Here is a 21,813-nt window from a genome sequence, read left to right as displayed (position 1 = left end):
AGCAGGCAGCAAAGGGGTTTTAAACTAAAACTCTTTTAAGAGCATACCGCAATTAAGTGTGGGTACAAGCCTTGGAAGACGCATTTACATCAAAAATAGACATAGCTTTGACGCAGCTAATATGGAACAGTTTAAAAAATGATGCCCAAACGCAGGCAATCATAACCAGCGAAAAACAGATATCAATAGGTTCTCCCAAAACCTGCGAAGGCGACAATTCTAAGAAACTATCCGTTTTCCTCTGCAGCATCACTGAAGACCCAACAGGCAAAGCCAGACCCCCAACAGTCGGTCCCTCAGGGCAGTCGTGTGTGCAACAATTTTTAAGCCTTCGATACCTCGTAACACCTTGCACGGGAAAAGCCGAAACAGACCACCTATTACTTGCAAAAGTAATCCAGACATTTGCCCAGTCACCAGTCATTGTTGACCAAGTCAACCCTGATTCTAAGGTTACGATGCAGTTGGAGCCGCTTTCCTTGGCGGACTTGAGCAACCTTTGGGCAGCTCTGGGCACCCCACTTAAGCCATGCGCTTGCTACTCTGTTTCGCCCATAGCCATAAAATGCAGCAATGAAGTAATCACCAGAGTTGCAACACCGAACAACTCATCGGCTACAGCAGTAGACTACGACCGCGTCCTTGAGTTATACAAGGCGGTTTCAAAAACGTTCACGGAACAATCAGAGGGCTGGAAGAAACGGAACCTGTTACAAAAGCAATGGGTCTACCAAGACTTCAAAAAAAACACCGAAATGTCTGTGGAAGAAATGACAACAGCGATTAACAGTTTAGGCGACAAACTGGAACTTCACTTAGCCACCTCGCAGTTCATCAAACCCCTGAACCTGTTGGCTGTATTCTATGAGCATCAACTCGAGCAGATCAAGGAGCTTAAGAAAATCTCCAAAAAACAAGAAGAAAACGTTGAGATGATTTCGGTGTGGATAGCAGAGGTCAAAGCGCTGGTCGAGGCATTGAGCAGTTAAGCGGGGTTTTTTGTTGGGTCATAGCGGCGCAGTGTTTGGCTGTTGACAGCGACTATAACGGTGCTTAGCGACATCAAAATCGCGCCGACCGCTGGGTCAATAACCACTCCAAACCCAGCCAAAACGCCTGCGGCAAGTGGAAGGGCAACAATGTTGTATCCTGCAGCCCACCAAAGATTCTGAACCATCTTGGAATAGGTCTTCTGAGAGAGCACGGCAACTTTTGCGACGTCTTGGGGGTCATTTTTTACAAGGATAATGTCGGCGCTTTCAACTGCAACGTCGGTGCCTGCCCCGATAGCAATGCCAACGTCAGCTGTAACCAGCGCGGGGGCATCGTTCACGCCATCCCCAACCATGGCTACTCTTAACCCTTTCTCTTTGAGCAGTTTTATTTTCTCGGCTTTTTGGCTGGGGGAGACCTGGGCAAAAAAGTCGTCAATTGCTAGTTTTTGGGAGACGTCTGCGGCAACTTGCTGGGAATCGCCTGTCATCATGAAAACGCGGATACCTCTGTTTTTGAGTTCCGAAACTGCTTTTTGGGCTTCTTTGCGGATTTGGTCTGACAGCACGAAAGCGCCTGCAAGTTTTCCTTCGACCACGGTAAAAACTACGGTTTTGCCCCCCTTATGCAATGCATCCATTTTTTGGTCGGTCAAATTGATTCCCAGTTCCGCTACCAGTTGAGAGCTACCCACGTAAACTTCTTTGACGCCCACTTTTGCTGCTGCTCCTTTGCCGGGAAGAGCTTTGAAGGCGACAACTTCAGAGGTTTGGAGGTGTTTGTTGTTGGCGTATTGTGTGATGGCTTTGGCGAGGATGTGCTCGGAGTTTTGCTCCACAGAAGCCGTCAAGGACACCAACTCGTTTTCGGGAATAAAGGAGACCACATCAGTTACTCCGAATTCGCCTGTGGTTAGGGTTCCTGTCTTGTCAAAAACGACCGCGTCTACGCGTCGGACCATTTCAAAGGCGCGTCGGTTGCGTATGAGAATGCCGCTTTTGGCAGTTATCGAGGTGGAAAGCGCAACCACCAGCGGAATTGCTAAGCCAAGTGCATGGGGGCATGCAATCACTAAGACTGTGACGGCGCGGGTTAGGGCAAACTCGAGGTTGCCAAGCAACGCCCAAACCGTATAGGTCACTGCACCTACCCCAATGGCGACATAGAAGAGCAGCGCCGCGGCGCGGTTAGCTAAATCCTGTGTTCGGGAACGGCTTTCTTGAGCTTGCCTAACAAGTTTGACAACCTGCGCCAGATAGGTTTCTTCGCCTGTTTTCTCAATTCGAGCTTTTAGGGCACCGTCACCGTTCAAGGCGCCGCCAATGACTTTGTCGTCTCGCCCTTTGTGTACAGGTTTGGATTCTCCCGTTAAAAGCGCCTCATTAACGAATGAGTCCCCTTCAAGCACCACGGCGTCGGAGGGAATTTTTTCGCCTGGACGAACCAAAACCACATCGCCAGATTGCAATTCTGAAACCGGAACATCTTTGACCGCGCCGGTTTGAATTAGATGCGCGGTCGTGGGGATTATTTTCACGAGTTCTTCCAGTGCTTTTGAGGCGCCCATGACGCTTCGGGCTTCAATCCAGTGTCCCAGAAGCATAACGTCGATGAGTGTTGCGAGTTCCCAGAAAAAGTCGTTGCCTACGGGGAAAAAGACGGTTGTGGCGGAGTAGAAGAAAGCTACGGAGATGGCGGTGCCGATGAGGGTCATCATGCCGGGCTGATGGCGGCGGAGTTCTTGGGTTAAACCTTTCAGGAATGGCCACCCTCCGTAAACGTAAATGACTACTGCCAAAGACAGCAGGATGTAGGGTTGATAGGGCAAGGACAGAGTATAGTTAAACCATGTCTGTATTGCTTGGGAGAGGGCTAAAACGGGAATGGTTAGGGCTAGGCAGATGAAGAAGCGTTTTTTGAACATGCCAACATGCCCAGCATACATCATACCACCTGAAGCATGATGCTTCATTTCATGCTTCATGCCAGAATGGTTAGAGTGCATGCCGTGGTTGGGTGATGCGTGGTTAGTCTCTGAATACATTAACCTCCCTCGATACTCCCTACAAGTTGTTCAGAAACCGCAATCATTAGAGCTTCTTTCGAAGTCTGCTTTCAGCCGCCAAGTGTGTTGAGGCAAAAAACTGTGAGTGATAAATGCCGTACTGCAAGGATTACACTGTAAATACGGGAGGGGACATATTTAACTTTGATTGAGCACAGACAAGACCTCTCCTTGAGCAGGAAACCTTTTCAGTTTGGAGGGGAGAAGACAAATTTTTGCTGGATTTGTTTGCCGCAGTTGAGGCAGCAGACCACGTTAGCGGGAAGGTGGTGTCCGCAGTTAGGGCAAAATTGCGCTGGGGGAGAAGCCTCGGGGACAGTTGCGTTATAGGCGGGGGTTGTTGTTGGATGCCAAACGATTGCGATTATACCTCCGATAAGGGAAAGTAAAAAACCGATAAAGAAGCCGCCTATGCTGCCTATCCAGCTGAGTGATGAAAGGATAATGATGATTGCGCCCCATTTTGAGTGTTGTGAAGGCTTAAAGCGTAGACCCAAGGCTACGAGAACGATGGTTACGCCCAAGATAATGCCAAAAAGCCCCACAACGGCGCCTAAGCTGCTTGCGGTAAAGGTCAAGACTGTGCTAATTAGGCCGATAAGTATGCCTCCAAGCATGATGAATACTCCGCCGACAATGGACAAGATGTACGCTGCGTCAAGATATGACTCGGGTTGGGACATGCTTACGGTTTTGATAACCACTAGTATTTAACACTTCAAAGAAAAACGCCCGACCCGTCAAATGTGAATGGGTATTCAAGGTTTGAGCCGCTAACTCAACTTCAATATCTGCAGAAGTTCGCGGTGAACTGCTAAAGCCGCTTGCTCGTTAGGCACATTCTTGACAAGCATACGTCCATCACGAAACACGCTCACTTCCATGCCTTTGTATTCAAACATCAAAGCCAAACTGGACTTCACCCTGACAGGAAGACCTCGCTGCTGAACCTGCTCGCTGACTTGCACAAGGTCCAAGTTCAAAGGGGCTTCAGGGTTGATGTTGGCGGTGTCTTGCCCACAAAGCCAAACCAGCTTCATCTTCAACGCTCTAGGCAGGGTGCCTTGGCATGCGGGGCATTTGGCGCGTTTAACAATGTCGATGGTGGTGAAGTACATGTCGGTGAAGTCGCAAATCATCAACTTACCCTTCAACGGTGTGCCTACGCCTGCGAGGACTTTGATGGCTTCAAACGCCTGCATGGCGCCGATTATGCCGGGCGTTGCACCTATGACGCCTCGGGTGTTGCATTTGAGCAGGTCGTTGTCGGAGAGGTTAGGCATTACGCATTCAAGGCAAGGGGTTTCGGAGGGAACAAAAACGGAGAGATTGCCTTCCATGCCTATGGCGGCGCCAAACACGTAGGGAATGTTCTTTTTTACGCAGACACGGTTAACGAGGAAACGGGTTGCCATGTTATCTAACCCGTCCACAACAAGGTCCACACCCGACAATAAACGTTCAACGTTGCCTGTGTTTACGTTTTCGGGGAAGGCTTCAACTTTTATGAGAGGATTGAGCTGCTGCAGCCGCTTTGCCGCCATTTCCGCTTTAGGATAATTCACGTCCTCGGGGGTGTAGAGGATTTGGCGGTGCAGGTTCTTGGTTTCCACCACATCCATGTCGATGAGGCGAAGGTAACCCACGCCTGCTAACGCAAGGTAAAGCGAGGAAACAGTGCCTAAGCCGCCAACGCCAACCACGGCAACTTTGGCCGCAGCCAATTTATCTTGCCCAGTTTGTCCGAGTTCTCGAAGTGCAACTTGGCGACTGTAGAAATCTTTGGCAAACTTCTCGGTCGCGGTGGCGGTTGGTTTTGCGGGCTGCCCACTCATAAATTAAGCCTCACAGTGCACTGTGGTTTTCCGCGGTTTTATATCTGCCTTTTTTGGCAAACTGCCGCTCATAAATCGCCCTGACCCGCCGAATTGTGTCTGCGTCCGTGGCGGATTTGTCGTCTCGGATGCGGGTTATACGCGCAAACCGCAAAGCCATCTGGCTCGGGTATTTGGGGCTACGCTGGATTTCATTGTAGGCGACCTCCACCACGATTTGGGGAAGCACCACCACGCGGTGTCCGCCGTGGGATACGGCTAAGGCTTGAAGTCGTTTGGTCAAGTCTTCCATTTCGGCGTCCGTTAAGCCCTTGAAAGTTTTGCCTATCTCCAAAAACTCGCCTGACTTTGCGTCCCGCGCCGCCAAATAATAGTCTGAGAGCCACTTGTGCCTACGCCCATAACCTCACTCCGCCGCGGTAATCACAAGGTCCAAAGGCTCCAGCACGGGCTTTACTTTAAGCCACCGTTTGCCGCGGGTGCCTGGCGTATAGGGGCTGTCAAGTTTTTTCACCATTACCCCTTCGTGCCCCGCGTCCAAGGCGTCTTTGAGGAAAGCTTCAGCTGTCTGCGGGGTGGCTGTGACTGTTTGTGTTGTAAGTGGTATGTCGCCAGCAGTTTCAGAGAGTTTTTCTCGGCGCTGAACGTAAGGTACGGTAAGGAGGTTGGTTTCGTCGAGGTAGAGTATGTCAAACAGGTACAGTCGTAGCGGAATGCGTTTAGCTATATCTTCGATGCTGTGGACACGTTTGAAGCGGCGCATCAAATGCTGAAAAGGAATCGGTACCCCAGCACTGTCAACAGCGATAACTTCGCCCTCCAAAATTGCCTCTTTGGCTGTGACGTTGCTTTTCACGGCTTTCACGATTTCTGGGAGGCTGTGGGTTACGTCGGTGAGGCGCCTGCTGAAAACCCGCACTTCATCGCCGCGTTTATGAATTTGGATTCTTGCCCCATCGTACTTATACTCAAAGGCTGCCTCTCCGCCGTGCTCCTTTAATGCGTCGGCTACGTTGTCGGCAACTTGCGCCAGCATCAGCTGCACGGGGCGAAAAACCTTCAAAGAAACCTTAGCTAAACCTGCGTTGCCCTCTGTTTTGGCGAGGGCTGCCACTTCGCCCACATCGCCCAAAGCCATGCTTGCCCTCTGCACCGCCGCCAAAGGAACCTCAAACGCCTTCGCAACTGCCTGCTCCATCAACCCCTCACTAAAACCCGTACGCATTTCCCCCACAAAAATTCGCACAAGATATTTTGCTTCTAAAGGGGAGGCTTGGCTTAGGAGCGTAGTGAGTATGCGTTCCTTTTTTTCGCGGGAGCCTGAACCTTCAGCGTCGGCTATGGCTACTAGGCTGCGGCAAATTTCCGTTAAGGTCAGGGGTTGCTGAAAAAGGACGGTTTGGCGTTGCATTTTGGTTCGCTCATAAACGGTCTTGGTTGCGGATCCGATGTCGCCTGTTTTGCTGAAAGCTTGGCTAAAGATGCCCCAGTCGGCACCTGTGACCCGTTGCAGTATGCTGCTTAGGGTTGACCAGCTTACCTCCAACGTTTTTGGGCGCCATTTTGGGAAAGCACGACCCAGCATGAACGAGACAGCGGGTTCCACCTCGCTGGGTCCAAGATTTTTCAAAAACTCCGCTACGGCAGCGATTGCTCGCAGACGGCTTTTTGTTGCAGAGATTTCTTCAAGAAGCTCTGAAATGGACCGAAAAAGGGTGGTCATAAGCTTAACACTTATCAGATGATTATTAGGTACTTTACAACTTATTCATCTCTTTTGATTCATGATTTACAAATCTTTATATCTACATAAAAAATATCTGACTCAGATAATTGGGCTTGAAAATGGGAGAAACGGAAAAATGAACAAAATTAAAAAAATAGAAGCCATAACGATGCTTGTTATTGTGCTTGCTTTGACCATTTCAACTGTGGGAATGGCAAATGCTGCCTACTCAGGGGCAGTCAATTTTAGAGCATACGTAGATGGAAGCGACTACGTGTACATTCAGGGCGGAGGCGCTACTGTCTGGTATGAACATCGCAATTTTGCTCTCCCAGGGAAATGGAACGGCGCAAATGAACCCACCTACATTGATGGAGATTCTTGGTATCCTGATTGGTCTACAGATCCGCTTTCTGATAAATACGATAGCCCACTGCCTCATCCGACAGCAGAGTGGTCAATAACGTCTCTCGTTGTAAATGACGGCAGAGGCGCAGTCGCCATCGAAGAGTATCCATCAGCCAGCAACGACTACACAGCGAAAATTCTGGTTAATGATGACCTATTGGGTGGACCAGACTGGTATGAGTTCACCTTGAACTGGGAAACGCAATCACCGTTCGTACTGCCTGAATATGGAGTAATGGGAGCGTTAGTTAGCCTTGCGGCGTGCATTGTAGCATTTGTTGGTTACACAAAAATTAAACAGCAGAAAACAAAACTCTAACTTTCCTTCTTTTTAACAAAAAAAGATATGGAAGATATTCAGTTGTGCAGAGTTAAGAGAACACCGAGAATGATGATTCTTCTTCGGGCTCTTCGCTTTTCTTTTTGAGTTCAGCAAGTTTCTTGTTGATTTCTTCCACTTCTTTGGTGTTGCCTAAGGCGTTTTGGCAGTCTCGGGCTTGCTCAAGGGCACTTAGGCCATATCGGTCAAAACCCTTGTCTAAGGCAACCTCGGAGGCTTTTGTGAAAAGCTCAACGGCTTTCTCATATTCTTTAAGTGCAGAAGAGCATTCTCCTGCTTTGTAGTACATTTCGGATGCGCCAAAGTAGTTTTGCCCTTTATAGTAAAGCTCGGCTGTTTTGATGAACATGTCGCGGGCTTCTTCATGTTTGCCGTTTTCCATCAGGGCGCTGGCATCTTTGTGCATTTTAATTGGGTCTTCTTTTACGGGTTTTGCGCTCATAACTTGTCACTCGCAACCAAGGTATTTTGAGGGGAACTCCCATTTAGATTTTCCCCTCCACCCAAAAGGGGAAGGAGACGCGAAATAAAGTTAAATGTAACCCCTGCAAAATATAGCCGTATAACACGGTGATACGCGGATGGTTCAAAAGCAAACCCAAAAAACAACAGTTATCATTACAACCGCCGCGGTGTTTGCCTCCCTTGTCTTTGTGGTTACTGGCTTAATTCCCCCAATAACAATACCCGCCACCTCAGGCTACTTCAACTTGGGCGAACCCATCATCTACATAGCCGCCTTAGTGTTTGGCCCCATAGTTGGAGGAGTAGCAGGTGGTATAGGCGCATCACTGGCCGACGCATACTTGGGGTTTGCCTACTTCGCGCCTGGAACCCTCATCATCAAAGGCTTTGAAGGCATCATCGTTGGGTTCCTAAACGTTAAGCTCCAAAAAAGAATCCACAACGCCACCGTTTGCGCCTGCATAGCGGTAGTGTGTGGCGGGTTAGAAATGGTGACAGGGTATTTCCTTTATGAGCAATTCGTTTTGGGCTACCCCTTTGCCGTTGCACTTGTCGAGGTGCCCTTCAATTTGGTGCAGATGTCAATCGGGTTAGTTATTGCAGTGCCGGTTATGCATGCGGTTCAGCGAGTTTTCCCACAGCTTAAAAGCAACGCATACTAAGCTAAAGATGTGCAAAACATGAAGTTGCCTTTCGGTAAAATCCCTGTAGACATCTTAAGAGAAGTGGTTTTCAAGAACCTTGGCGCCAACCGCAAAGAAGTCATCTTGGGACCCAAAGCAGGCGTAGACAGCGCAGTAATCGATGCGGGCGAAAAATCGCTCATAGTCTCCATGGACCCCATCACGGGCGCCCAAGAACGCATCGGATGGCTAGCCGTCAACGTAAACGCCAACGACGTCGCAACGTGCGGAGTGGAACCAGCATTCCTGTTCTCTTGCTTGATGCTGCCTGAAGGCGCAGACCAAAGCTTGGTGGAAACCATCAGCAGCCAAATGGGGGAAGCCGCCTCCGCGCTAGGCATGGCTATAGTGGGGGGACACGCAGAATCCACGCTGGAGTTGACACACCCCATCGTTGTCGGCTGCGCATTGGGTTTAACCCCGAAAGGAAACTACGTCACAGCTGCAAACGCCAAGGCAGGCGACACAGTCATTATGACCAAGACGGCAGGCATCGAGGGCACCGCCATCTTAGCTTCGGATAGGGAAACAGAACTCAAAGACGCCCTCAGCTCAGAGGAAATAAGCCGCGCCAAAAACTTTTACAACCGCATAAGCGTGGTCAAAGACGCCTTAACCGCCTACCGAACAGGCGGAGTACACGCCATGCACGACCCCACCGAAGGCGGCATCGCAGGAGGCATCCACGAAATGGCAGACGCCGCAGGATTAGGGGTGCAGATTTTTCGGGACAAAATCACGGTTGAAACAGAAACCACCAAAATCTGCAGCCACTTCACTTTGGACCCGATGCAGCTTATCGGTTCAGGGGCACTGCTTATCGCGGCGGAAAAAGGTAAAGCCGCGGAAATCATTTGTAACTTGGGGCAGAGGCAGATTCCCGCAGCGGCTATAGGCGAATTTGTGGCAGACAAAACGCAACGGTGGATAACGCTTGAGAACGGTGAGCGCCAGATTTTGCCGCGTCCTGCTTCAGACCATCTTTGGCGGGCGCTAAGTAGAGAATAGCTGTTTCATGTTTTGGATGCCTATTTGCAGGAACCAGTAGAACATGAAAAACGGATAGTAGATGGCGTAGCGGAAGTTTTTGGAGTAAACCAAGCCGCATTTGAGCTCCAGCAGGGCACCGTCGGCTGCGTTGCTGAAGTTCCAGTTTGTGGGCGGCTTGTAATGTAGACAGCAAATGTCCTTGCCCACGACCACTTTGTAGCCTTTATTTTTAATCCAGTTTATGATAAAGGAGTCTTCGTATGTGTGCAGCCGCTCAGGAATTTTTATATCCTTCACAATGTCTCTTCGCAAAAGCGTGTCGTGAGTGCCTCCGCGGAGCCGGAAGCATTCGTGGGCAATTAACGTCTGCATCCGCAGAATGCTTTTGTGTTTTAGGCTGGGAATCACATCGATGTTTATGCCCCAAATGGCGCCCACGTCAGGCTGCATGCTTTTTTGGGCTTTTTGGTACCAGTCTTTGCTGAGGATGATGTCGCTGTCAGCAAACAAAAACCACTCGGTGGAGACCTGCAGGATGCCTTTTTCTCGGGCGCGGGCACGGGAACCGTTGACTTTTATGATGACGACATTGCCGTATCGGCGGTTAAAGTCCTCGACGATTTTGAGGGTGCTGTCGGTGCTGAAGCCATCAACAATAATTAGCTTGTTCACGGGCACGGTTTCGTAGATGCTAGCTAAGCATTTGTCAAGTAGGTGTTCGCTATTTTTGGTTAAAACGACAACATCAATTGCCTGCATCCTTGTGCCTCAGTCATTGTGGAAAGCCGTACTTGAACAGACATCTGGTAGAATTCATTATGCACAATTACTATTTAAAGGGGCATCAACAAAACCGTGACATCCCAAGGTTAAACGGCTACTTTTTGCCGCCCAGCATCTGGGAAACAGTGTACACCGTGTAGAAACCGTACGCAAAAATCAACTGAACAATCAACTTGGGGCTACCAAACCGAAAAGCGTCTGCAACAATCCCCAAGCTACCCTGAATTGTCCACACCGTCTTGGGCCTAAAGTGTATGCAGAAGGGGCTGTAGCAGGCAACCACGCGGAAACCACGTTTTTCAACATAGTCTTTGATGTAGGCGTCTTCAAAAACATGCAGGCTCCAAGGAATCTTTATGCCTTTTACGGCGCAGGTGCGAATCAAGGTGTCATGGGTTCCGCCTCGGATATCAAAAATTTTTCGGGTAACCAACAAAAACATCTTGAGGGTTTTCATGCTTTTTATGGTTGACCAAACCTCAATGCCCCAAACCGCCCCCACATCGTCGTTCACATAGGCAAGTGCCTTCCGATGCCAATCATTACAAAGTACCACATCGCTGTCAACAAAGATGAACCAGTCTGCCGTCACGTTTTCGATTCCTTTCTGCCTAGCGGAGGCGCGGGTTCCGTTTTTGTCCATTACAACTTTAACGTTGCCGTATTTGCTGTTGAAGTCTGCCAGAATCTGCAGGGTTTGGTCGGTGGAGCCGCCGTCGATGGCGATTAGTTGGTTGACGGGTACGTTCCTGTAGACTGATTCAATGCAGTCGATAAGTTTTCTGTCGCTATTCATCGTCAACAGAACTACGTCTACAGGTTCCACTTGCAGCGCCTCACGTTGCTTATTGGCTTGGCAGTTCAACCCTAAAAACCTTCACGGTAAAGCTGTTCTCAGAGCAGAACATTATGGTTCTGTAGGGAGAGCTAAATGGAACAAAAGGCTCCATAAAAAATGAGAGGCAACATCTCTTAAGGTGAGGCAGAGTGGAAAAAAGCAAGCTGCAAAAACAGAAGGCTATCCTTGCGGTCTTGAGCCTTGCCTTAGTGGGGAGCCTTGCAGTGAGTATTTGTTTGTACGTACATCAACTTGGTTTTGTTCAAGAAAATCGAAGGCTTAAGCAGCAAACATTCGAGATTCAGAACCAGCTTGCTGACATGCAAAACCAAACAGCCAGCTTAGAAAACGAGAAACGCATTCTCCAAAATCAAGAGGCAACACTTAAGCAGGAAGCGGTAGCACTCCAGAATCAAACAAGTTTTCTAAAAAGCCAAAACGTTAACCTTCAGAATAAACATGCCACGCTTCAAAACCAGCTGAACCAGCCAAACGTGACCCAAGAAAAACCGCCCACGCTAGTCACAAGGCTTGGAGCCAGAGATATTCACTACAACTATTCGGGACAAGATTTGCGTTTATACATTTCGGGTGAAGTTTGGAATGTTGGCACGGTTGCAGCGCAAAACTGTAGGCTTCATGTAACCTTGTTTCATGGGGAAACAGTAGCCAAAGAAGTGTATATTCAGTTGGGGAGGATTAACGCATGGTCTTATGTTGATGTTGCAAAGAACATTTACTACAGTGGAGAAGCATTGACGGGTTGGACTATTATTCCCGAACACGATTAGGAGGAGGAAGCATGAAAACAAACCATGCACTCGTTATCGTCGCAATACTGCTTTCAGGAAGCATCTTAGTCAGCACTGCCCTTTACACTCAACGGACAGGGTTAACTCAAAGCAACACTGCACTGCGCAATCAAGCCTCAAACCTTGAAAACCAACTGCTAAACTTCAACATGCAAGAAAAGAAGCTGCAAGAGGAAGAAGAACAACTGAAAATCCACGTAGACGCCTTGAGAAATCAAACGAATGAGTTGCACAACCTAACAGACAGCCTGCAAAAAGAAAACGTAAGCCTTGAAGAAGAAAATGCAAAACTGCAAACCCAGGTAACTCAGAGTAGCGCAAGAGAGCCCAAACTTGTTACTAGACTGGGCGCTAAGGATGTGCGGCAGTCTCCTGCCGAAGGACACCCATGGTCAAATCAGATTCGGTTTTATCTGGAAGGCACAATTTGGAATGTAGGAACAACGGACGCGGAAAATGTGCGGTTACATGTGACCCTTTATCAGGCGGATGCCGTAGCAAACAATACCTACATCGAGTTGGGCAGAATTGCCGCAGGTTCCTACGCGTATGTGGCTTCGAACATTCTTTACACGGGGGAAGCTTTGTCCAACTGGACTATAATTCCTGAACTGAACGGTCAAGGTTGAGATAGGGATTCAAAAGAAGAACTGAAAAACCATTTTTTCAAAAGGAATTTGTGAGAAAATAGCTTTAAAACGCATCAAGAATTGGTCAATTTGGTGGGTTACAGAGTATGAGTGACTGCGCAAATTTGAGTAAATGCGCTTTCTTTAAGCAATATGAAAACTTAGAAAATAAGAAACTCGCATTACGGGGATTTGTCAGACATTTTGCAAAGGTGACAAACAAGATGAATGAGGACGGAAAAAGGTCAGCAAGGCACTGGGAGGACCAGACAAAGTTCCTCTAAACATGATGCCAAACGGTTTACCCCTTGCGGGAACGTCTAAAGAGGAGTGGCCTGCAGAAGTAAAAGCATTAATCTGAAAAGCCACAAAAAATTTATCGTTCTCCTTCTTAACTACGCTGGCTTTTTGGACAACGGTTTTCAAAACAGCAACGTACCAAACAGACAATAGCTTCATGTAAACTCAAGTTTCAATTGAAGGAATGGAAGAAAAACAGCAGTACACGCCCAGACAGAAACATTCACAGCAGAACTCGAACCTAAAAAACAAGCTCACCGCCTTATGGTTTTTATAGTTCTCCCATAAATATTCAAGTAGCAATAAACGCGAAGAGAAGATTTATTTGAAGCTGACCAAAGCCGCAAACATCGCAGCACGCTCTCTCACCCCAAACAAACCCCACCACGTCCAATGGTTAATCACCAGAAAATGCAACTACCGCTGCAGAGGCTGCAACGTCTGGACAGAACAAGACCCCACCGAGCTTTCAACCGACCAAATCAAACGAGGCATTGACATTCTGCGAAAAATGGGCATAGTGGAAATGGTGTTTTCAGGTGGAGATCCACTTCTGCGTAGCGACGCACAAGAAATAATCGAGTATGCAAGCCGTTTTTTTGTGACCACAGTTTACGATAACGGTAGCATGGCAGCAAAAAAAATCGACGCCCTGCGCACAGTCGATTTTACAGCTATATCATTTGACAGTTTAGTTCCATCCAAGATGGATTACATCAAAGGCGTAAAGGGTTCTTATGAAAAAGCCCTTGAATCGGTGGAAACACTCCAAGAAGAAGGCGTAAACGTCGCTGTAACCCCAACTATATCGCAGCTAAACATCGATGAAATCGTTGATATAACTAACCACTTCACATCAATGGGTGTCCCAGTTTGGTATTGCCTCTACAACTATGACAACACCACAGACAAAAATCAACTTTTCCGAATCGGCAAAGCCCAAGACGAATTCCTCATAAAAGACAAACAAGCAATGGTTAACCTCTGCGATGAACTTCTTGAAATGAAAAAGAAAAACAAACGTATCCTCATGACAAACAAACTCTTCAAAGCAATGCGCAGTCTCTACGCAGAGAACAAAAGAACATGGCGTTGCAGTGCCCTCCAAGATTTCTTCATAATTGACCACCTAGGCAGAATCGGAGGATGCCACGGACACAACTTTGTCGGTTCAATTTTTGATTTGCCCGAAAAGTGGGAAAGCGAAGAATTTGACAATCTACGCAAAACCTATCGTGAATGTAAACAGTGCACGTACCTCTGCTACATTTTCTATTCGCTCCATAGCGGCCCATACGGTAACTTAGCCTTAGCTAAAGAGCAGTGGAAAAACGCGAACTTACTGCTTTAACTAACCGCTCATATTTTTTAAATGTCGATATTGGGCAGGGAACCTAAAATTTGACCTATAAACGGTTTAAGTCGGGCATCTAAAAAGTGAGGTTCCTCGAGATCCAGCAAAGGACAAGCAGCAGCGGGAATCAAAGAAAATGTCTCATTGGGAGATTTTGGCATTATTAATCGTGGTCCAGAATCGGAAGGTTTTCGCCACTCAAAGACAGCAGGCACTAGCATAACGAGTAAAAGCAGTGGCGCCGCTAGAAGGGTTAGGTCAAATAGGGGAGAAGCAGCTACAATCACGACGATCTCTCCAGTGTAACAGAAGGTTTGACAAACGAGGGGCTTCCACTGCCAGAATGAGAAGTTTTCGCCCAATCTTGCTTTCTCCCTAACAGGTTCCCCACGAGAATATCAAAGGAAGCCTTTGTACAGATAAGCAAATTGTAAACGAAGGCAAAGAACAGAAAGGGAGTCAACCATTGAGTTCGGCTTCGGTTATCCAGATAAGCGCCAATGGAGATTTCAAAGAAAGGGGCAAAGTTACCGACGAAACTGTAGAAGGTAATAGGCACAAAAAACCACGTAGAAGTGACGAGTTGTGGAGCGCCAAGCATCATAAGGCAAATGCTGACAAAAAAGGAGAAAAACGTCACCACAGGCACAAAATACACGTTAAGAAGAAGCACACCGTCAATTTTCTCTCTGTGGTTAAGGTTTTTGCTTTTTAGGACGTTGAAAACATGTTTCATGCAGACTTGTATGTGCCCTCGTGCCCACCTATGCCTTTGCTTCCAGTAAGCTTGCCAAGACTCGACAGCTTCCTCGTAGCACTCGGCTTCGCCTACGTAGCGGATTTTGTAGCCTAAAAGAACAATGTGAAAGGTCAAGTCGGTGTCTTCAGTGAGCATTTTTTCGTCAAACCCTCCTAAACGCTGCATGATACTGTTTCGAAAACCGCCCACGGTTCCGCCAAACTGTGGAATAAGCCCTAAAGTGTTACGTGCCTCTTGGTCTACACGATACCCACCCATCCGCTCCATAGCAATTAGACGAGTCACCATATTTGTTGGCTCATTCAGAACGACGGGTCTACCTTGAACGGCGCCCACAGAGGGGTCAACAAAGGGTTTAACCAGTTTTTCCACTATGTCTTTTTGGGGGGGAGTAATCTGCATCAAAGCAGAGCACAATTTCGCCCGTCGAACGAGCTAAACCGGCATTCATGGCGGCGGCTTTTCCTTTCCCGCCGATTTCTAAGCTTCGGTGCAATACCTCGATAAAGGGATATTTTTCTGAGTATGTGTCTGCTACTTTTCCAGTGTTGTCTGAAGACGCATCATCGATTACGATAACTTGCAGTTTATCCTGTGGGTAAGTTAATTCAGTCATACGTTGGAGTAATAACCCAATTACTTGACCTTCGTTTTGCGCGGGTATGAGGATGGTAACTGTGGGTTCAAAAGTTATTTCGGAAAAAGCCTCATCAGAAACGGGTACCTTTTTTGATTGCCGGATAACTGCAAAAGTGAAAACGTAATGCCTTACTAAATAGACTACCAGAAAGAAAACGGAGAGAACATAAACAAGTTGCAAGAGCAGCACAATCAAAGAGTGTTCCTCCGCGCAGAGTTTGGCATTTTGGGGAGAAGCCCGAGGCTGAAAGACCAGAAAGGCACAATCCACATCAAGTTTAGGAAAGGATAGATGAGCACATAGAATGTTTTGAACGATTCACCAAACAATTCTGTTCCGGCATTGGCGAAGTGGTAGAATATGAGGTTCCAGAATAAGCCGATGAAGTTTCCACCTGTTAACAGGCATAATTTAAGGGTGAAGGAGCCGTTGAGTTGAAAAGTCAATGAGCTGAAAAGAAAGCTGAAAAGAAGAAGAGTTATTGTGGATTGCACGTCTAGAAATCGAAAAGAGGCAACTAAGCATAAAATCAAGTACTCACCCAAAAATAAAATAACCAGACGATTAACCATCAAACTCATTTATCAGGTGTTCCTCCCTTCCCCCAACATTTGAATTCCGAAGCCAACTCTAAATCGGACGCAAACAGTTTTAAGACTTACGAAAAGCTTTTATTGACTTTAAAAAAACCACTATGCGAATAGGTAAAAACCAAAAACAGGCGTAAAAAGTTGGGTTTACCTTTAAATTTTTACCTGAACCATTGAATTCAACAAGGAGTACAGCTGGAAAGATGGTTGGGTTCTTTCAAAAGAATGTTATCAACAACGTTGCATAAAACTTGGAAAACTTGCTCCGCCGACAAATTATCTGTGTCCAAAATTAAATCAAAAGGCGTAAAATCCTCACTTAACGCAAAACCATAAAGCTTCTTGTAAATGGCTTTGGTTCGCGCCTCTTTTTCTTTAAGCGCCCGCAAAGACTCCTCAACGGTCATGTGGTCTCTGTTGGAGATTCTTTCTGCCTGTTTTTCAACCGAAGCAGCCAACCAGATTTTAAACCCGCCCTCAACAAGCCAAGGCATTGTCCAACTGTCTAAAAGCACGTTTCCTTCTGCGGCAAACTCCAAAAGCTTTTGGTCAACGGCTCTATCAAAGCTTACGTCAGTGGTTCTTTGTTCGAGAAAACACAGACCTTCAGGGCTTTCCCACCACCCGTTTTTGGTGGAATTGAAGCCTTTCTCGGCAGCTAACGCGCGAAGTGCATCCCCACCCGAACAGTACTTCAAGTTGTATTTTTGAGCAAGCCGTTTTGCGAGAGTGCTTTTACCAGTCCCTGCCATGCCAGAAATGCATAATACAATACTTTTTGTTTGCGGGTTGGGGGGGGGTTTGGTGTCCATCATACAGTTTCTCCGAGTTTACTGTATGGGTGTGACGCCAACCACACGTGAGGCGATTGTTCCCCAGAAGAACGAGCAAATCATGTACCAGTATAAGAATGGAACTGCCCCAAATCCTGGAATGTAAGCCACTGGGAACGGGAAGAACCCTATCAAAATTGGCCAGATAATGAAGTAAATCGCCGTAATGAGCAACAAAAGCATTTGAGGCTTAAACATTTTTGTCTGCATGGCTTGGATTTGTGACTCTTTCTTTTTGAGTTTCTCGAGAGCTTTCGTGTTATTTGCCCGAACAGCCGCCATGCGTTGATTGTTGAATTCGGAGATTTCTTTTTGCATTGAACGGTATTCGTGCCATCCAATCATTTTTGTGATTAAGAAGCGGTTAAGGCCAATGTTTGCAAAAGATATGGTGACAGCAACGCCTAAAATCAGTAAAGTAGCCGTGGGAATAGCGGCGAAGCCTTCTGCAAAGACATCAAAGGATTCATCAGCGGTAGCCACTGTGTTAGAGGCTACATCTTTCAAAGTGAGGTTAAAGTCACCAGGCGCCACGCCAGAAACCTCGAACGTTGCATTCACTGTGTGTCCATTGGAGGTTCCGTTGAAAACGGATAAGTCGCTTAAGAAAATCTGATACTCCCCATCAGCGGTTTCAAGGGTACCTTGAACGGACATCGTAAAGTCTGTTGCAGCAGCAACAGATTGTGGACTAAACGCGGTTATAGCAGTAGTGTCTGTTGGTTGTCCCTGAACCATTGAGACTGGCAAGTATAGAAATGCTGCGCTCATCAAAACGAGAAGGGCAAGCATCAACATTTTCGTTTTCAAGTCAAACTCTCCTATTACCTTAACTTCTTGCAAGTGAACAGAATACGTTAAGTGAACGTTTTAAACCTTCTCCTTTTAAACAACCTTTGCCCTGCATAAAGATAACCACGCACAGTGCATAAGTAAACGTAAAACAAAAATCCACCCAAAGATGGGGAAAAGAAAGGGGCAAAAAGCGTTCAAAGCGGCGGTTACTCGCCTATGATTCGTCTGAACGCTGGGTACATTTCTGCGGCACGTTCCCGCATCAGCAGCTCATAGTATTGGTAGACGATACCTACGGCAAGCAGGATACCGGTGCCTGAACCGAATACGCCAAGGAAGTCGCCCAGACCAGCTATTAACGCCACGATTATACCACCTAAAACTGCCACCACCGGGATGTAGCGTTTCAGGATAGCTTCTATGGGTCTTCCTGAACGGCGGTATCCAGGAATCTGCATGCCGCTGTCCATGAGTTGCTTGGCTACCGTTGAGGGACCTAAGCCGCCGACTTCGAGCCATACTAGCGAGAACACGGCACAGAAGACCACCAGTATACCCAAGTAAACAAGCGCCCGAATGGGGTCAGCTGCTACACTTTGAATGTTATGTGGTGCAGTAACATAGTACGCAAGACCGCCTATGGGCGTTGCGGAGCCGCCTTCGGGTACGGCGTATGTGCCTAGCCAGTTGAGCCACATGTTGCTGTTGTTGGGGTTGTTGGTGCTCCATATAAGTTGGCTAAAGAAGTAGACGTTGGCAAACAGTGCTGCAGCGAAGATTACGGGCAGGTTTGAGACGTAGAGGAGTTTGATGGGGTATTTGCTGCGGAAGCCTTTGTAGCCTGCGTATGACATGGGGAGTTCGATGCGGACGCCGTTGAGGTAGATGATGATTAGGAAGGTTGCTACTGTGGCGATTAAGCCGATGAGTGAGGGGTAGATGCCTGATTGTGTTCCGACCACCCAGTCAAAGAGTGTGTATGCTGCGCCGTTTGCTGCGGGTGCAGCAAATAGTTGTCCTAAGGCACCTACGAATAAGCCGTTTGACGGCGAGAAGGCAGACCAGAATATATTCTGGGCTACGCCAGCCATGATGAAGAGGCTGATGCCGCTGCCAAGACCCCAACCTTTCTGGACGAGTTCGTCAAGCAGCATAACGACTATGCCTGCGGCTATTAATTGGATAAATATTATGATCGCGGCGACTCCAAGGTCGTTTATTGGTCCGTACATGCCGCTGATGATGTATGCGCCTGCTTGGACGCCTGTGAGGATAATGGAGAAGACTTTGCTGGCGACGGTGAAGAGTCCTCTGTCTTCAGGGTTGCTCATGTCGCATTTAATAAGTGAGGATCCTGAGAGAAGTTGGAGAATCAGACCTGCAGTGACTATGGGTCCGATACCGAGTTCCATGAGGGTTCCACGGTTTGAGGCAAAGATGACGCGTAAAGACGCAAACTGGTCACCCATACCTGCAGAGATACCGTAAAGGGGAACCTCCGACATAACAAGAAAAACAATTAAAACAAGGGCAGTCCAGAAAATTTTCTCATTAAATTTAACTTTGCGCTCTGGAGACTTGATTTCAAGCAGAATTCGCCCAAGCGGTTTGAAAAGGTTTAGGAATCTGCCAGCCATGTTAAACTAACCCTTAAGGTTCAGATTCCACGAATTCTTCTTCTGCTTCTTCGGTTATCACTTTTCCGCCTGCGGCTGCAACTTTTTCGGCTGCTGAAGCTGAGCAGGCTGGAACGGTGATTGTTAATGCTTGAGTGATTTTTCCTTTGCCTAAAAGTTTGGTGTAGCCTGAGCTTGTTAGGTCGACTGTGTTGTTTGTTGTGGTCATGTCGGCGAGTTTGGTTAGGTTTATGGTGTTTTCTTTGCGGTGTAGGCTTTGGGGCGATGTGAAGCCGTTTTTGCCAAAGTAGTTTTCGCCCATGTTAGCGACTATGCTCCAACGGTGTTTGTGCATGCCGACTTTTCGGTAGCCTTTTGAACCTGCATCCCTGTGTTGGCCTATTCTTCCGTAGCCTTGTGTTCGGGATCCACGCATTTTGCGGTGTTTTCTCAGTTTATGGGGCATCGTTTATTCCTGCTTGTTGTTTTATTGTTCCTTCTTTTGCGGCTTTTTTAAGTTTTATTTCCAGCACGCCATTCTTGAAGGTTGATTGTGCGACCTTGGGTATGACTACCTTCGGCAGATTTAAACTTTTATAATATCGGCGGTCTTTTGCCTTTGCAGATAATGTTAGTTTCTGTTCCTTGACGGATATTTTGAATGTGTCCTGATTAAAGCCAGTGATTTGGGCAACCACAGTAACCCACGTTTTGTCTTGGAACATGTCGATTAAGGGTTTGGGGTCTTTGTAGCTGCCTTTGTAGAATCGTTTAGGTAAGCGGTATTTCGTTGGGTGCACACGAGAATTTTTAAAGTTCTCAATGTTGGGTTTTTTGCTGTTTTTCTTTTGGGGGAGTATTCGGATGCTCTTGATGCTTAACCAATTGATTTTTTTTCTGCTTCTTCGCCATTTTGCACTCATGTAGTCACCCCAGATATTACCAGAGGATGTCTAATCCGCAACTATAAAAGATATCGCATAAAAAAACCTAGAAAACATGCATACAAGAAAGCACGGGATTTCTGTAAAAAATGTTCTCGAAATATGATTTAAGCTGGTTTATAACAAAAAAGGGATTCACATCAAGGGTTATCTTGACTGTTTTGACTGAAAACCTACAGCTTTTGCAAAAGACAATACTATAGCCGCTCCATAAGTAGCCATAAATGGATTCATCACCCCCCCAGTGCAGAACCTTAAGAGGAACTATCATAACTAAATAAGCCAAAAAGCACCAGAAAAGAAAAAACGTAGAGGGGATAGGGGCTATCTGAAAAGTAGCTAACCTATGAAGACCACGAAGAAGCGGGAAACAGAAGAGCTATTTTTATGTTCGCAGCCAAGTTTCCGTCTGTTGTGGTAGGGTTACGAAATATTCTTATGTTCACTTCAAGACAATAGCCAAAAGAAAGAAGACGGTACCATGATTAACAAAAAGTTACTTAGTATCTTAATCACCTTCGCTTTAATTGCTTTCAGTTCTGCCACAATTCAACTGTTTGAAGTACCTCAAGCCTACGCAGCCAACGACCCCACCGCAACCGTACTTGTCACAGGCGCAGATGGAACCAGCAAAAGCTTCACCCTTACCGAACTGGAAGCTCTGCCCAGCACTTCAATGTATGGCGGATTCTATCAGCAAAACCAGAAAATAGGCAACAATGGTCTGTGGACAGGCGTCTCTGTGTTGTCCCTCTGCAAAGAAGTTGGAGGCATCACACCTGACAGCACCATAACCGTTACGGGTCAAGGCACAAACACCTTCACCTACGAAATGATATACAGCGGCACCGACATTAACAGCGAATACAAAACATACAACAACCTCACCAATGAACTACAAGACCAAACAGAACCCATCACAGTCATCTTAGCATACAGGGTTAACGGCACCGAACTACCCGACAGCTACCAGCCAGCACCCCGACTCATTATGGTTGGTCCCGAAGGATTACTCGGGGAAGGCTCGGGGGGAAGAGGCATAACACAAGTAACCATCACCAACACACCTTCAGCCACGGCTACCCCATCACCCATGCAAACAGCCACCCCAACACCGCCACCCACCGAACAGGCAACAACTTCGCCCTCAACAAACCCAACCGCAACCCCCGAAAACATCGAAAACGCTGATCAGACAGCAACGTACATTATAGTTGCGGTGGGTGTGGCTGCAGTAGTCATTGCCGTCGCAGCGGTTATGAGAGCACGAAAGAAGTAGACGACCACCGAAAAGCATCTAAACAAGCTTTTCTTTTTTTAGAAGACAATTAACTGAAGTTAGAAAAACTCATCCTTAAAGGCACGTCTAAGAGCAAATGGATAGTTAACAAAAAATTTTCAATAAATAAAGAAA

At 47.1% G+C, this 21,813-nt stretch carries 24 protein-coding genes and 1 pseudogene; 8 read left to right on the top strand and 17 right to left on the bottom strand.

Annotated features, from left to right (window positions below; genetic code table 11):
- Positions 1-71: 71 nt before the first annotated feature.
- Positions 72-989 carry a DUF4255 domain-containing protein gene (locus tag ACBZ72_00230; GenBank protein ID XES77325.1) on the top strand — a complete coding sequence of 306 codons (918 nt, stop codon included), beginning with the start codon at positions 72-74 and terminating at the stop codon, positions 987-989.
- Here ACBZ72_00230 and ACBZ72_00225 read toward each other — a convergent pair.
- The 5 genes and pseudogenes from ACBZ72_00225 to ACBZ72_00205 form a co-directional block, all read right to left on the bottom strand.
- Positions 986-3,037 carry a copper-translocating P-type ATPase gene (locus ACBZ72_00225; GenBank protein XES77324.1) on the bottom strand — a complete coding sequence of 684 codons (2,052 nt, stop codon included), beginning with the start codon at positions 3,035-3,037 and terminating at the stop codon, positions 986-988. The genes ACBZ72_00230 and ACBZ72_00225 overlap by 4 nt on opposite strands.
- A 209-nt stretch (positions 3,038-3,246) precedes the next feature.
- Positions 3,247-3,762: a DUF6114 domain-containing protein gene (locus tag ACBZ72_00220; GenBank protein XES77323.1), complete on the bottom strand. Its 516-nt coding sequence runs from the start codon at positions 3,760-3,762 to the stop codon at positions 3,247-3,249.
- 69 nt (positions 3,763-3,831) lie between these two features.
- Positions 3,832-4,893 carry a ThiF family adenylyltransferase gene (locus tag ACBZ72_00215; protein XES77322.1) on the bottom strand — a complete coding sequence of 354 codons (1,062 nt, stop codon included), beginning with the start codon at positions 4,891-4,893 and terminating at the stop codon, positions 3,832-3,834.
- Between the two features lie 10 nt (positions 4,894-4,903).
- A pseudogene (locus ACBZ72_00210) lies at positions 4,904-5,275 on the bottom strand (hypothetical protein).
- A 24-nt stretch (positions 5,276-5,299) separates the two neighbouring features.
- Positions 5,300-6,616 carry an ATP-dependent DNA ligase gene (locus ACBZ72_00205; GenBank protein XES77321.1) on the bottom strand — a complete coding sequence of 439 codons (1,317 nt, stop codon included), beginning with the start codon at positions 6,614-6,616 and terminating at the stop codon, positions 5,300-5,302.
- A 139-nt stretch (positions 6,617-6,755) separates the two neighbouring features.
- Between ACBZ72_00205 and ACBZ72_00200 the strand changes: the two genes are divergently transcribed.
- Entirely contained in the window at positions 6,756-7,346 is a 591-nt protein-coding gene (locus ACBZ72_00200; GenBank protein ID XES77320.1) for a hypothetical protein, read from the top strand.
- Between the two features lie 52 nt (positions 7,347-7,398).
- Here ACBZ72_00200 and ACBZ72_00195 read toward each other — a convergent pair whose 3' ends face one another.
- Positions 7,399-7,809, bottom strand: a complete 411-nt coding sequence (locus tag ACBZ72_00195) for a tetratricopeptide repeat protein (GenBank protein ID XES77319.1) — start codon at positions 7,807-7,809, stop codon at positions 7,399-7,401.
- 139 nt (positions 7,810-7,948) lie between these two features.
- On the opposite strand from ACBZ72_00195, the gene ACBZ72_00190 reads away from it, so the two are divergent.
- Together ACBZ72_00190 and ACBZ72_00185 are read left to right on the top strand one after the other, a co-directional pair.
- Positions 7,949-8,494: an ECF transporter S component gene (locus ACBZ72_00190; protein XES77318.1), complete on the top strand. Its 546-nt coding sequence runs from the start codon at positions 7,949-7,951 to the stop codon at positions 8,492-8,494.
- Positions 8,495-8,512: 18 nt separating this feature from the next.
- Positions 8,513-9,523: an AIR synthase family protein gene (locus tag ACBZ72_00185; protein XES77317.1), complete on the top strand. Its 1,011-nt coding sequence runs from the start codon at positions 8,513-8,515 to the stop codon at positions 9,521-9,523.
- Here ACBZ72_00185 and ACBZ72_00180 read toward each other — a convergent pair.
- Together ACBZ72_00180 and ACBZ72_00175 are read right to left on the bottom strand one after the other, a co-directional pair.
- Positions 9,509-10,264 carry a glycosyltransferase family 2 protein gene (locus ACBZ72_00180; GenBank protein ID XES77316.1) on the bottom strand — a complete coding sequence of 252 codons (756 nt, stop codon included), beginning with the start codon at positions 10,262-10,264 and terminating at the stop codon, positions 9,509-9,511. The two genes, ACBZ72_00185 and ACBZ72_00180, sit on opposite strands and share 15 nt — an antisense overlap.
- A 118-nt stretch (positions 10,265-10,382) precedes the next feature.
- A complete protein-coding gene (locus tag ACBZ72_00175; GenBank protein XES77315.1) occupies positions 10,383-11,153 on the bottom strand; it encodes a glycosyltransferase family 2 protein in 771 nt (256 codons plus the stop codon).
- Between the two features lie 122 nt (positions 11,154-11,275).
- Here ACBZ72_00175 and ACBZ72_00170 point away from each other — a divergent pair, with 122 nt between their 5' ends.
- From ACBZ72_00170 to ACBZ72_00160, 3 genes are all read left to right on the top strand, one after another.
- On the top strand, positions 11,276-11,917 hold the full coding sequence (locus tag ACBZ72_00170; protein XES77314.1) for a hypothetical protein: 642 nt from the start codon (positions 11,276-11,278) through the stop codon (positions 11,915-11,917).
- 11 nt (positions 11,918-11,928) lie between these two features.
- Positions 11,929-12,567, top strand: coding sequence for a hypothetical protein (locus tag ACBZ72_00165; protein XES77313.1), 639 nt, complete (start codon positions 11,929-11,931; stop codon positions 12,565-12,567).
- 625 nt (positions 12,568-13,192) lie between these two features.
- On the top strand, positions 13,193-14,218 hold the full coding sequence (locus ACBZ72_00160) for a radical SAM/SPASM domain-containing protein (GenBank protein XES77312.1): 1,026 nt from the start codon (positions 13,193-13,195) through the stop codon (positions 14,216-14,218).
- 17 nt (positions 14,219-14,235) lie between these two features.
- Here ACBZ72_00160 and ACBZ72_00155 read toward each other — a convergent pair whose 3' ends face one another.
- The 9 genes from ACBZ72_00155 to ACBZ72_00115 form a co-directional block, all read right to left on the bottom strand.
- Positions 14,236-14,508 (bottom strand): hypothetical protein, encoded by a 273-nt coding sequence (locus ACBZ72_00155; protein XES77311.1) that lies wholly within the window; start codon positions 14,506-14,508, stop codon positions 14,236-14,238.
- Positions 14,505-15,383 (bottom strand): glycosyltransferase family 2 protein, encoded by an 879-nt coding sequence (locus ACBZ72_00150; protein ID XES77310.1) that lies wholly within the window; start codon positions 15,381-15,383, stop codon positions 14,505-14,507. Before ACBZ72_00150 ends, ACBZ72_00155 begins: the two co-directional genes overlap by 4 nt.
- Positions 15,337-15,810 carry a glycosyltransferase family 2 protein gene (locus ACBZ72_00145; protein XES78701.1) on the bottom strand — a complete coding sequence of 158 codons (474 nt, stop codon included), beginning with the start codon at positions 15,808-15,810 and terminating at the stop codon, positions 15,337-15,339. Before ACBZ72_00145 ends, ACBZ72_00150 begins: the two co-directional genes overlap by 47 nt.
- Before the next feature lie 2 nt (positions 15,811-15,812).
- Positions 15,813-16,202 (bottom strand): hypothetical protein, encoded by a 390-nt coding sequence (locus tag ACBZ72_00140; GenBank protein XES77309.1) that lies wholly within the window; start codon positions 16,200-16,202, stop codon positions 15,813-15,815.
- 188 nt (positions 16,203-16,390) lie between these two features.
- On the bottom strand, positions 16,391-17,023 hold the full coding sequence (gene cmk, locus ACBZ72_00135; protein XES77308.1) for a (d)CMP kinase: 633 nt from the start codon (positions 17,021-17,023) through the stop codon (positions 16,391-16,393).
- An 18-nt stretch (positions 17,024-17,041) separates the two neighbouring features.
- Complete coding sequence (locus tag ACBZ72_00130) at positions 17,042-17,854, bottom strand: hypothetical protein (GenBank protein XES77307.1); 813 nt, start codon at positions 17,852-17,854, stop codon at positions 17,042-17,044.
- A gap of 191 nt (positions 17,855-18,045) precedes the next feature.
- The gene (gene secY / locus ACBZ72_00125) at positions 18,046-19,476 is read right to left on the bottom strand and encodes a preprotein translocase subunit SecY (protein XES77306.1); all 1,431 of its coding nucleotides are present in this window, start codon (positions 19,474-19,476) and stop codon (positions 18,046-18,048) included.
- Positions 19,477-19,489: 13 nt separating this feature from the next.
- Positions 19,490-19,921, bottom strand: a complete 432-nt coding sequence (locus tag ACBZ72_00120) for an uL15 family ribosomal protein (GenBank protein ID XES77305.1) — start codon at positions 19,919-19,921, stop codon at positions 19,490-19,492.
- Positions 19,911-20,378: an Hsp20/alpha crystallin family protein gene (locus ACBZ72_00115; GenBank protein XES77304.1), complete on the bottom strand. Its 468-nt coding sequence runs from the start codon at positions 20,376-20,378 to the stop codon at positions 19,911-19,913. The genes ACBZ72_00120 and ACBZ72_00115 overlap by 11 nt, the downstream gene beginning before the upstream one ends.
- A 502-nt stretch (positions 20,379-20,880) precedes the next feature.
- On the opposite strand from ACBZ72_00115, the gene ACBZ72_00110 reads away from it, so the two are divergent.
- On the top strand, positions 20,881-21,678 hold the full coding sequence (locus tag ACBZ72_00110; protein XES77303.1) for a hypothetical protein: 798 nt from the start codon (positions 20,881-20,883) through the stop codon (positions 21,676-21,678).
- Positions 21,679-21,813 lie beyond the last annotated feature (135 nt).

The sequence above is a fragment of the Candidatus Bathyarchaeia archaeon genome, assembly GCA_041447175.1.
Lineage (GTDB): Archaea > Thermoproteota > Bathyarchaeia > Bathyarchaeales > Bathycorpusculaceae > JADGNF01.
The sequence above is the reverse complement of the archived record's forward strand: the minus strand, read 5'-3'. Positions and strand labels throughout refer to the sequence as shown.

What these genes read in the sequence shown, in the direction of transcription:
- ACBZ72_00225 (XES77324.1), bottom strand. Translation starts at nt 3,037, where the DNA reads ATGTATTCAGAGACTAACCACGCATCACCCAACCACGGCATGCACTCT.
- ACBZ72_00215 (XES77322.1), bottom strand. Translation starts at nt 4,893, where the DNA reads ATGAGTGGGCAGCCCGCAAAACCAACCGCCACCGCGACCGAGAAGTTT.
- ACBZ72_00205 (XES77321.1), bottom strand. Translation starts at nt 6,616, where the DNA reads ATGACCACCCTTTTTCGGTCCATTTCAGAGCTTCTTGAAGAAATCTCT.
- ACBZ72_00200 (XES77320.1), top strand. Translation starts at nt 6,756, where the DNA reads ATGAACAAAATTAAAAAAATAGAAGCCATAACGATGCTTGTTATTGTG.
- ACBZ72_00195 (XES77319.1), bottom strand. Translation starts at nt 7,809, where the DNA reads ATGAGCGCAAAACCCGTAAAAGAAGACCCAATTAAAATGCACAAAGAT.
- ACBZ72_00190 (XES77318.1), top strand. Translation starts at nt 7,949, where the DNA reads ATGGTTCAAAAGCAAACCCAAAAAACAACAGTTATCATTACAACCGCC.
- ACBZ72_00185 (XES77317.1), top strand. Translation starts at nt 8,513, where the DNA reads ATGAAGTTGCCTTTCGGTAAAATCCCTGTAGACATCTTAAGAGAAGTG.
- ACBZ72_00180 (XES77316.1), bottom strand. Translation starts at nt 10,264, where the DNA reads ATGCAGGCAATTGATGTTGTCGTTTTAACCAAAAATAGCGAACACCTA.
- ACBZ72_00165 (XES77313.1), top strand. Translation starts at nt 11,929, where the DNA reads ATGAAAACAAACCATGCACTCGTTATCGTCGCAATACTGCTTTCAGGA.
- ACBZ72_00150 (XES77310.1), bottom strand. Translation starts at nt 15,383, where the DNA reads ATGCAGATTACTCCCCCCCAAAAAGACATAGTGGAAAAACTGGTTAAA.
- ACBZ72_00140 (XES77309.1), bottom strand. Translation starts at nt 16,202, where the DNA reads ATGAGTTTGATGGTTAATCGTCTGGTTATTTTATTTTTGGGTGAGTAC.
- cmk (XES77308.1), bottom strand. Translation starts at nt 17,023, where the DNA reads ATGGACACCAAACCCCCCCCCAACCCGCAAACAAAAAGTATTGTATTA.
- secY (XES77306.1), bottom strand. Translation starts at nt 19,476, where the DNA reads ATGGCTGGCAGATTCCTAAACCTTTTCAAACCGCTTGGGCGAATTCTG.
- ACBZ72_00120 (XES77305.1), bottom strand. Translation starts at nt 19,921, where the DNA reads ATGCCCCATAAACTGAGAAAACACCGCAAAATGCGTGGATCCCGAACA.
- ACBZ72_00115 (XES77304.1), bottom strand. Translation starts at nt 20,378, where the DNA reads ATGAGTGCAAAATGGCGAAGAAGCAGAAAAAAAATCAATTGGTTAAGC.
- ACBZ72_00110 (XES77303.1), top strand. Translation starts at nt 20,881, where the DNA reads ATGATTAACAAAAAGTTACTTAGTATCTTAATCACCTTCGCTTTAATT.